This window comes from Amycolatopsis sp. AA4 (assembly GCF_002796545.1).
In the GTDB taxonomy this organism is placed as follows: Bacteria; Actinomycetota; Actinomycetes; order Mycobacteriales; family Pseudonocardiaceae; genus Amycolatopsis.
Window position 1 is genome coordinate 4,745,777 of sequence record NZ_CP024894.1, and the last position, 9,464, is coordinate 4,755,240.

Genomic DNA, 9,464 nt, shown 5'->3' on the forward strand with positions numbered 1-9,464 from the left:
GAACACTCGGCGACTCGCCTCGTCCGCTGTCCGCTCCCGCACCCCGCCGGACCGCGCAACGGAACAGCACCTGACCACCCGCGCGCACTTCCCCCAGCCCCAGCGGAACCTGGGCATCACTGGGCGCACAACCGCATGCCACGCACAAACCAGCCGAACGACACCTTGCCGCCATGGCACGACAAACCGCACGCGGCCGTGCGCCCCGCCCCGCACCGTCCCCAACGCCACACCGACCCGCGCATCGCGAGAGGCAGGACCGCATGCGGCACAAGGAAATCACCGACCGCCATCACCGCACGCCATGGCACGGCGAACCGCACTCAGCGACTCGCCGGGGCCGCCGTCCACTCCGCATCCCGCCGAGCCGCGCGCCCGGGCCCACAAAGTACGGAACAGCCGCCCGGGATGCCGAACTCCCGCCACCGCACCACGAACCGCGCCACCGCCCTCACTCCGCCGCACCACTCCCCTCCACCACGCGGTCCAGCCACTCCTCCACCAACGCCTCGAACAGCACCGGCTGCTCGAACTGCAGGTTGTGCCCCGCCCGGTCGAGCACCGCGTAACTCGCCCGCGGGTAGTGCCCCAGCAATCCGTACGACTCCGCGAATCCCGTAGACGAGTCCTGCCGCCCGCACACGATCAGCGCCGGTTTCCGGTACTCCGGACCGCTTTCCGGATCGACCGACAGCGGCCAGCCCGCCAGCATCCGCTGCAGCGCGGCCCGGTCCGCGACCGCCAGGCCCGGCGCCACGTCCGCGCGGAACCGCGCCAGCGTCTCCGCGGACTGGACCACCGCGATCTCCCCGTACTCCGCCGCCTCCGCCGGGTCGAGACCCGCCAGCAGCTCCGGATCGGCGCGCAGCACCTCGTGGTCCGGCACGTCCCTCTCGAGCACCGGCACCGGGCGGCCGACCGGGCACACCAGCGCCAAGCCGGCCACCTGCCCGGGCCGCGCCCGCGTGAGCCCGCGCGCCAGGTAACCGCCGTACGACTCCCCCACCAGCAGGAACGGCTCGTCCCCGATCAGGTCGTCCACCAGGTCCTCCAGCGCCGCGAGAAGGTCGTCCGACCCGCGCGCGGACCCGGCGGGCGATTCGCCCATCCCGGGCAGATCCGGGTAGATCCGCCGGAATCCGGGCCGCCGCGCGAAAACCGGCTCGAGGCAGCCGGTCATCAGGCGGTGGTCCGGCATCCAGCCGTGGACGGCCAGCACGGGCGTGCCGGAACCGTGTTCGACGCAATGCATCGTTCCTCCCTGTTCGCCGGCCACCGTTGTACCGCACGGCACCGACAATTCCGGGACTCCGGCGGGCGGGAGGGGGCTCCGCCGGGCGCCCGGCGGCAATTTCCGGGCGAATTCGCCGGAAAGTCAGCCGCGGGAGCTGATCAATTCCCTTTCGGGCGCCGGCCGCCCCGGAGCGGGACGGTTCGGAACGCAAGCCAGCAGAAGGAAACCTGCCACGACGCCCAGGAGCACGTGGCCGGTGACGGCGCACAATCCGCACAATGCGGTCCATAGGACGATCTTCATCCACCGAGTGTAGGACCGCGAAGAATCGCCGTCGGCGGACTTGGGGAAAACTTAGGGTTCGGTTCAGCCGAATTCCCCGGAAGAAGCAGAAAAGAAAGGGTTGCCTTTCCTCTCCGCCCCGAGCGGGCCCTTCCGGTGCGCCGCGGCGGGGAGTCCGGCAGGATCGGGGCCGTGCCCACGCCCGGAACCAGCGCGCTCGTCGTCACGCTCCCCTCCGCCGCCGTCCTGCTCGAAACCGCCGCGGCTGTCGACCCCAGACTCGTCCGTCCCGGCCTCCCGCCGCACGTCACGGCGCTGTACCCGTTCCTGCCCGCCGACCGGCTCACCGACCGGACCAGCGCCGACATCAGCCAGCTCGCCGCCAGCTTCCCCGCGACAGACGTGCAACTCGCCGACCTGGTCGCCGCGCCCGGATTCGTCGCCGCGGCCGCCCCCGCGCTGCAGCCCCTCGCCGACGCCGTGTGCGACCGCTGGCCCGACACGCCCCCGTACGGCGGCCGCTTCGGCGCGCACCCGCCAGCACACCTGACGATCGCCCTCGGCGGCACCGACGACCAGCGCGCCGAGGTCGCCGAACGAGCCCGAGCGGCGCTGCCGGTCACCGCCCGGGCGGAAACGCTGCACCTCGTCGTGCTCACGGAGCAGGGTTGGCAGCTCCGGCTGTCGGCTCCGCTCGGAACGCCTGCGCGATAGCCCGCAGCCGGGCGACCTCGGCCGCGAAAGCCGTCTCCTGGGGCAGCACCGGCGGTTCCGCGGGCTCGTCCGGCACCGGCCCCGAACTGCGCACCACCTGCGCAGCCGCGGTCGGCGACGCATCAGGCCCGACCCCGGACAACAGCAACCCGTCGTTGATCTCGCTCATCATCGTCAGCAACCGCTCCCGGCCGGTCCCCGACGCGTCGTCAAGACGGACGATGTCGGGGTACCGCGAAGCCAGGTGCTCCCGCAACGGCCGCAACGCCGCCCGCGTACGCGCGTCGCGCACCGCCCGCCCCAACGCGGGCAACGCGGGCACCGTCAGCCCCACGACGATCAGCAGCACCGATAACGCCGGAAAGCCGACCGCGAGCGTGCACCGAACCGTCGAAAACGCGCCGCGGCACAGCTTCGGGGCCGGATGCTCGGCGGTCAGTCCGCTGATCAGATCGACGATCTTGCCGACCAGATAAGCGAAAGCGAACACACAGGCCAGCAGCATGATGCCCAGCCCGGCCCGCAGCGCGCCGGTACCCGCGCGCACTGCCCCAGCCGACACCACGGCGATGTCCGCCACCGCGAAGCCCAGGTACAGCGTGTACACGACGATGTATACGACCAGTGTCGGATTCGACCGGTACAGCGCGTCGAAGAGCCCTACGCCCGTCGGCAGCCCGCGCGTCGCGAAGAACGACGCAGTGAGCACGACGAGCGCGACAATCAACACCCCGAGCCGTGCGCGCCGCCGACGCTCTGCCACGCCACCGATCTCCGCGACAGTCACTTCGATCCCGTACGCGGCCACCATGGTCGCGAGGTTCGACAGCAGCCGGCCAAGGCTCGGGTACAGCTGGCTCTCGATCGCCTGCGCACTGTCGGCGAGCAAGCACAACGCGATGCCGAGGGCGATCAGGCTGATCGCGAGCCCCGAGCCCGCACCGGTCCGCCGCGCTCGCACCGCGCGCCAGATCCCGGTCGCGACGGCGAGCAGGCCGACGCCGAAGAACAGAACGTCGATCATTCGCGCACTACCCGAGCAGCGACGCGAAACGCCGCGCGCGATCCGCAGCCGGTCCGGACGCGCCGGGACGCAATGGGGCGCCGTCCGCCGTGGCGGCGCTCATCAGGAACACGGCGATGAGCTCCGCTTCGTATTCGTCGGCATTCGTGGTGACACGGGTCAGCAAATGCGACAGCAGGTGCGCGCTGAGATCCGGCGCGAGCGTCGCCGCTTCGGCGTCGACGAGCACGCATTCGCCGCGGTGCTCGCACAGCAGATGGGCGATTTCGTGGGCGATGATGTGGTCCTGGTGCAGCGACGACGTGCCCGCCGCGTACGCGATCAGGTCGTAGTCGTCGTGCCGCTGCCACGCGCCGGAGGGCTGGCCGGGCGCGTAGTCGACCGCGACCAGGTCGATGTCGCGGCCGCGGTGCCGTTCCAGCCGGTCGATCCACGCGTTCATCGACCACGGCCGCGGGGCGGGCACGTGCCGCAGCAGGTCGCGCACCCGGTCGCGGGCGCGCGTTCGCACGGTCGGGTCGATGTCCCCTCCCGAGGCGATCGGCGGCTGGACCAGCCTGGTGCACCAGGGGGTCCCCGACGCTCCGGCCGCCGCCAGCATAGCCGCCCGGATCACTCGGGCTTGCGTCCGCGCCGGGTGCGCTCGCGTCCCTCGGCGTAGCTGCCGAGCTGGTCCATCAGGGCGGCGACGGTCCGCCGGTCGCGCTCGGACAGCCGCATCGCGCGCTGCGCCAGCTCGCGGGCCTGGGTGTCGCGCCAGGCGACCACGTCGGCGACCTGCTCGTCGACCCGGCCGGCGACCTCGTCGTCGAAGAAATAGGTGACCGGCACGCCGAAGAACCGCGCGAGCGCCTGGATGTGCGACCGCTTCGGGTCGCGCCGCGCGCCGACAGCCAGCTGCTGGACGTGCGTGGCCGACATGCTGACGCCGGTCACGTCGGCGACGCCCTGGGCGATCTCGCGGTAGGAGTAGGGCTTGCGGTCCGGCGGGTGCACGGTCGCGATCAGGTGCGCCAGCCGTTCCGCGAAGCTGCGCTCCTGGTCCTGCTCGGCCATGCCGCCCCCACCACCGTTCCGTCTCCGTAACAGCGTCCAGCATAACCGTCTCGAAAACTTGACACCAGCCGTCCCGTTACGGATACACTCGGCCCGCGCATCGTTTAGAAAACTAAACACCGGGATCCGCGTGCGGTCGCTGGGGGTGCCCGCACGCGGTCCCGCGCCTGCCCGCTCCTGGTCGAGCGAGGGACGCACAAGTGCCGCACAGGCTGCGGAGGTAGGTTGTGCGCCATGACACTCCCCCACAGTCCCGAAAGGACACCCGTCGTCGTCACCGGCGGCAGCGGCTTCATCGGCCGCGCTGTCGTGCGCGCGTTCCGTGAGCGCGGTTATCCGGTCACAGTCGTGGACCGCGTGCGCTACGAGACGACGGACGAGGGAGTGCGCGTCGTCGTCGGAGACCTGCGCGACGCCGAGACCCGCGAAGCGGCTGTCGAGGAAGGCGTCGGCGGAATCGTGCACCTTGCCGCGCTGACGTCCGTACTGAAGTCCGTAGAGCTGCCGCGCGACACGTACGCGGAGAACGTCGCCGTGACACAAGAACTTCTCGAACTGTGTCGCGTACGCGAGGTGCCGCGCTTCATCCTCGCGTCCACGAACGCAGTGATCGGCGATGTCGGCACTAACACCATCACGGTCGACCTGCCCACGAAGCCGCTTACGCCATACGGCGCCACGAAAGCGGCCTGCGAGATGCTCCTGTCGGGCTACGCGGGCGCGTACAGCATCACGACGTGCGCGCTGCGCTTCACCAACGTGTACGGGCCCGGCATGTCGCATAAAGACAGCTTCGTCCCGCGGATGATGCGCGCGGCGTTGAATAATGAAGGCGTGCGGGTGTACGGCACCGGCGAGCAGCGTCGCGACCTCGTGCACGTAGACGACGTCGTGCGTGCGATCGCGCTCGCGTACGAGAGCGGCTACACCGGCCGCGCGATCGTCGGGGCCGGACATTCGGTGTCAGTGCTGGAAATGGTCGAGACCGTGCGCGCGGTGACCGGGGCCGAGCTGCCCGTGGAGCACGTGCCCGCGCCCGCCGGCGAGATGCCCGCAGTGGTCGTGGACGTGTCGGCGAGCGCGGAAACCATCGGCTACCGCCCGGAAATCAGCCTCGCCGACGGTCTCGCCACGGCGTGGAAGTACTTCTCCGGACTGGACCGGGCCGAGGCGCCGTGACCGGATTCCTCCGCCGCCACGCGTTCCTGCTGGTGCTCCTCGCCGCGGGAATCACGCTGCGGGTGCTGGCCTGGCTCGCCTACCGGCCCGCGCTGCTGTACATCGATTCCTTCCGGTACCTGGACAATCTGCAGGGCCTGCGCGCCGACGGGATCAACCCGGTCGGCTACGACCTGCTGCTGAAACCGCTGCTCGCGGTCGGCGGGCTGTCTTTCGTCGCCGCCGTGCAGCACCTCGCCGGGCTGGCGATCGCGGTCGGGAGCTACGCGCTGGCCCGGCGGCTCGGCGCGCGCAACTGGGTCGGCGCGCTGGCCGCCGCGCCGCTGCTGCTCGACGCCTACCAGGTGCAGATCGAGCAGAACATCATGGCCGAGGTGCTGTTCGAGGCACTGCTGTTCGGGCTGCTGTGGCTGGTGCTGGCCAAGGGAAAACCGAACTGGCGGCGGATCGCGCTGGCCGGGCTGGTGGTCGGGTTCGGCGTGCTGGTGCGGCTGATCGGCGTCACGATCGCCGCGCCGTTCCTGCTGTACGTGCTCGCCGCGGGCAGCGCTTGGCGCACCTGGCGCGGTTGGCGCAACGCGGGCGCCGGGCTGCTGGCGATCCTCGCCGTGGTCGTCCCGTACGCGGCGAAAGTCAAGGCGGAGACCGGGAATTGGGGCCTGAGCGGACCGTCGGGCAGCATGCTCTACGGCCGCACCGCCGCGGTCGCGGACTGCGCGAAACTGCGGCTCGACCCCGCCGTGCGGCCGTTCTGCCCCACCGAACCGGTCGAGAACCGGCTGGTCGACAACTACACGCACGCCGACCTCGACCCGGCGTGGCCCGGCCCGCTGCCGCCCGGCGCGGACAAGGGCGCGCTGGCGCACGAATTCGCGATGACCACGCTGAAAGCGCAGTGGTGGGACGTCGCGACGGCGATCCTCGGCGACTTCGGCAAGAGCTTCCAGTTCACCCGCTACACCGCACCCACCGACGTGCCGATCGACCGGTGGCAGTTCCAGCTCGCTTATCCGGAATTCGCCGAACCCGCCGCGGTCAAGGCGGTCACGCAGCAGTTCGACGGCACGGATCCCCAGGTCGACGAACCGATCGCGGCGTTCCTGCGCGGCTACCAGCTCAACGGCGGGTTCGTGCCCGGCGCGGTGCTCGGGTTCTTCGCGCTGCTCGGCCTGCTGACCGTGCTGCGGCGCAAGAAACCCCGGCACCCGGCGCGCGGCGGGGCGTTGTTCGCCGCGGGCACCGGGTTGTTCCTGCTGTTCGGGTCCGCGGTGTTCGAGTTTTCCTGGCGCTACCAGCTTCCCGCGCTCGTGCTGCTGCCGGTCGCCGGGGCGCTCGGGTTCACCACGCTCACCGTCGCCAGCCACCGGCGTCTCGGCAGTTACCCGGACGCTGTCGACGAAGGCGCGATCGCGGACTTCCACGACCGGCATCCCGGCGCGAAGCTGTCCGAGCTGACCGTGGTGATCGCTGCGTACAACGAAGCCGACGGCATCGGCCAGGTGCTGGAGAAGATGCCGGACGAATGTCTCGGACTGCCAGTAGACGTCCTGGTGGTCGTAGACGGCGGTACGGACAACACTGCGGCCATCGCGGAAGACCATGGCGCGTACGTGTGCGTCGCGCCGACTAACCGCGGTCAAGGCGCCGCGCTGCGCCTCGGGTACCACCTCGCGGCCGAGAACGGCGCGAAGTACATCGTCACGACCGACGGCGACGGCCAGTACGACAACAGCGAAATGGCCGAACTCGTCGCGCCGCTGCTCGACGGCACCGCGGATTTCGTGACGGGCTCCCGGCGGCTGGGGCACGAAGAGGCCGACAGCCGGATGCGCTGGGTCGGCGTGCGCGTGTTCGCGTGGCTCGCGTCGGTGCTGACCTGGCGGCGGATCACCGACACGTCGTTCGGATTCCGTTCGCTGCGCGCGGAACTCGCGTGCGCGATCCCGCTGAACGAACCGCAGTACCAGTCGTCGGAACTGCTGTTGGGCGCGACCGCGCGAGGCGCGCGCGTGCTCGAACGGCCGATGAGCATGCGGCTGCGCAAAGCGGGCAAGAGCAAAAAGGGCGGCAGCGTCGTGTACGGCGCGAACTACGCGCGGGTCATGACAGGGACGTGGTGGCGCGGGTACGTGCTGCGCCGCGGTCGAAAACGAACCGGTCGAGCATCGTGAACTTCGCGACGAACACCAGCGCGTAGCTGAGCACGTACGCCGCGTCGAGCAGCACGACCCACCAGAAATGCGGCAGGTGCAGCGGCGCGAGCAGGTGCCCGGCGAGCGTGGTCAGGCCGACCGAGGCGAGGCCGCCGAGCGAGATGACGAGGACGTAGGGCAGCAGCTCGCGGACCGGTTCGGGACGGCCGCGGCGGCCCCACACCCAGCGGCGGGTCAGGAAGAAGTTCAGCACCGCCCCGGCCGCGAACGCGCACGCGCTGGCCAGCCAGGGAGCCCCGCCGGCGGCGAGCACCGCGATCAGCGCGGCCTGGCTGAGCAGGGTCGCGGCCACCGAACTGGCGGCCGCGCGGACGAACCGGACCAGGCCGCGGCGGCGCGGCTTGGGCGATTCCTCCGTCGTGCGGGGGTTCGCCGGGTTGGTTACCGTCGTCATAGTCCTCAGTCTCCCCTCGGGCCGCCGGCTCCGCCGCGCGGCCCCCCGGCCCACAGCGGATTCACAGCTGACTGCCAGCCGACGATCAGCGGCGGGCGATTAGGTTCGGATCTGCCACCGCGACACCGGGCTTCGTGTAGAACGAAAGGCCGTGCCTGTCGCGAAGACGAAAGGAAAGGGTGCTCCGGATGCGAGTGCTGGTTCTGGGCGGTGACGGCTACCTCGGCTGGCCCACTGCGCTTCACTTGTCGGACAAAGGCCACGAAGTGGCGGTTCTGGACAACTTCGCGCGGCGCCAGTACGACGTCGAGCTCGGCGCCGAGAGCCTCGTCCCCATCGAGGACCTGAGCACCCGCGTCGACGCGTGGCACGCGGTGTCCGGCAAGCGCATCGAACGCTACGAGGGCGACCTGCTCGACGCGGAGTTCCTGTTCGGCGCGGTGCGCGGATTCCGTCCGTCCGCGATCGTGCATTTCGCCGAGCAGCGGTCCGCGCCGTACTCGATGATCGACCGCGAGCACGCCGTCTACACGCAGCACAACAACGTCGTCGGCAACCTCAACCTGCTGTACGCGATCGCCGAGATCGACCCGGACATCCACCTGGTCAAACTGGGCACGATGGGCGAGTACGGGACCCCGAACATCGACATCGAGGAAGGCTGGCTCGAGGTCGAGCACAACGGCCGCCGCGACCGGATGCTCTACCCGAAGAAGCCGGGGTCGTTCTACCACCTGTCGAAGGTGCACGATTCGCACAACATCGAGTTCGCGTGCCGGATCTGGGACCTGCGCGCGACCGACCTCAACCAGGGCGTGGTGTACGGCCAGCAGACGCCGCAGACCGCGCTCGACCCGAGGCTGGCCACGCGGTTCGACTACGACGCGGTGTTCGGCACGGTGCTCAACCGGTTCGTCATCCAGGCTGTGCTGGGGCAGCCGCTCACGGTGTACGGCAAGGGCGGGCAGACGCGCGGGCTGATCGACATCCGCGACACCGTCGAGTGCATCCGGCTGGCCGTCGAGAACCCGGCCGAACGCGGCGAGTTCCGGGTGTTCAACCAGATGACCGAGAGCATGTCGGTGCGCCGGATCGCCGAGGTCGTCGCCGACCGCTTCCCCGGGCCGGTGCAGATCGAGAACCTGGAAAACCCGCGGGTGGAGCAGCCCGAGCACTACTACAACGTCAAGCACACCGGGCTCGTCGAACTGGGGCTGGAGCCGCATCTGCTGTCGGACACGCTGATCGAGTCGATGTTCGACATCGTCGGCGCGAACAAGCACCGGGTGAACGACGAGCGGCTGCGTCCGACGGTGCGCTGGCGCGGAGCGGTCGAAACGTCCTGATTTCCGCTGCTCTCCCCCGCCG

At 70.4% G+C, this 9,464-nt stretch carries 9 protein-coding genes; 4 read left to right on the forward strand and 5 right to left on the reverse strand.

What is annotated here, in order from left to right:
* Positions 1 to 451: 451 nt before the first annotated feature.
* A complete protein-coding gene (locus CU254_RS22075) occupies positions 452 to 1,252 on the reverse strand; it encodes an alpha/beta fold hydrolase (protein ID WP_009079503.1) in 801 nt (266 codons plus the stop codon).
* 456 nt (positions 1,253 to 1,708) lie between these two features.
* Here CU254_RS22075 and CU254_RS22080 point away from each other — a divergent pair, with 456 nt between their 5' ends.
* On the forward strand, positions 1,709 to 2,230 hold the full coding sequence (locus CU254_RS22080) for a 2'-5' RNA ligase family protein (RefSeq protein WP_037714446.1): 522 nt from the start codon (positions 1,709 to 1,711) through the stop codon (positions 2,228 to 2,230).
* Here the strand turns inward: CU254_RS22080 and CU254_RS22085 are convergent.
* From CU254_RS22085 to CU254_RS22095, 3 genes are all read right to left on the reverse strand, one after another.
* Positions 2,172 to 3,254, reverse strand: coding sequence for an MAB_1171c family putative transporter (locus CU254_RS22085; RefSeq protein WP_009079507.1), 1,083 nt, complete (start codon positions 3,252 to 3,254; stop codon positions 2,172 to 2,174). The genes CU254_RS22080 and CU254_RS22085 overlap by 59 nt on opposite strands.
* Before the next feature lie 7 nt (positions 3,255 to 3,261).
* Entirely contained in the window at positions 3,262 to 3,765 is a 504-nt protein-coding gene (locus tag CU254_RS22090) for a hypothetical protein (protein ID WP_009079509.1), read from the reverse strand.
* Positions 3,766 to 3,866: 101 nt separating this feature from the next.
* A complete protein-coding gene (locus CU254_RS22095; protein ID WP_009079510.1) occupies positions 3,867 to 4,310 on the reverse strand; it encodes a hypothetical protein in 444 nt (147 codons plus the stop codon).
* A 234-nt stretch (positions 4,311 to 4,544) separates the two neighbouring features.
* Here CU254_RS22095 and CU254_RS22100 point away from each other — a divergent pair, with 234 nt between their 5' ends.
* Entirely contained in the window at positions 4,545 to 5,489 is a 945-nt protein-coding gene (locus CU254_RS22100; RefSeq protein WP_009079511.1) for an NAD(P)-dependent oxidoreductase, read from the forward strand.
* Positions 5,486 to 7,660 (forward strand): glycosyltransferase family 2 protein, encoded by a 2,175-nt coding sequence (locus tag CU254_RS22105; RefSeq protein WP_037714452.1) that lies wholly within the window; start codon positions 5,486 to 5,488, stop codon positions 7,658 to 7,660. Before CU254_RS22100 ends, CU254_RS22105 begins: the two co-directional genes overlap by 4 nt.
* Here the strand turns inward: CU254_RS22105 and CU254_RS22110 are convergent.
* A complete protein-coding gene (locus tag CU254_RS22110) occupies positions 7,590 to 8,096 on the reverse strand; it encodes a GtrA family protein (protein WP_037714454.1) in 507 nt (168 codons plus the stop codon). The two genes, CU254_RS22105 and CU254_RS22110, sit on opposite strands and share 71 nt — an antisense overlap.
* 188 nt (positions 8,097 to 8,284) lie before the next feature.
* On the opposite strand from CU254_RS22110, the gene CU254_RS22115 reads away from it, so the two are divergent.
* On the forward strand, positions 8,285 to 9,442 hold the full coding sequence (locus CU254_RS22115) for an NAD-dependent epimerase/dehydratase family protein (RefSeq protein ID WP_037714456.1): 1,158 nt from the start codon (positions 8,285 to 8,287) through the stop codon (positions 9,440 to 9,442).
* Positions 9,443 to 9,464: the final 22 nt, after the last annotated feature.

Excerpts from the sequence above, each read along its gene's own strand:
- CU254_RS22075 (WP_009079503.1), bottom strand. The coding sequence starts at position 1,252 with ATGCATTGCGTCGAACACGGTTCCGGCACGCCCGTGCTGGCCGTCCAC.
- CU254_RS22085 (WP_009079507.1), bottom strand. The coding sequence starts at position 3,254 with ATGATCGACGTTCTGTTCTTCGGCGTCGGCCTGCTCGCCGTCGCGACC.
- CU254_RS22095 (WP_009079510.1), bottom strand. The coding sequence starts at position 4,310 with ATGGCCGAGCAGGACCAGGAGCGCAGCTTCGCGGAACGGCTGGCGCAC.
- CU254_RS22100 (WP_009079511.1), top strand. The coding sequence starts at position 4,545 with ATGACACTCCCCCACAGTCCCGAAAGGACACCCGTCGTCGTCACCGGC.
- CU254_RS22110 (WP_037714454.1), bottom strand. The coding sequence starts at position 8,096 with ATGACGACGGTAACCAACCCGGCGAACCCCCGCACGACGGAGGAATCG.
- CU254_RS22115 (WP_037714456.1), top strand. The coding sequence starts at position 8,285 with ATGCGAGTGCTGGTTCTGGGCGGTGACGGCTACCTCGGCTGGCCCACT.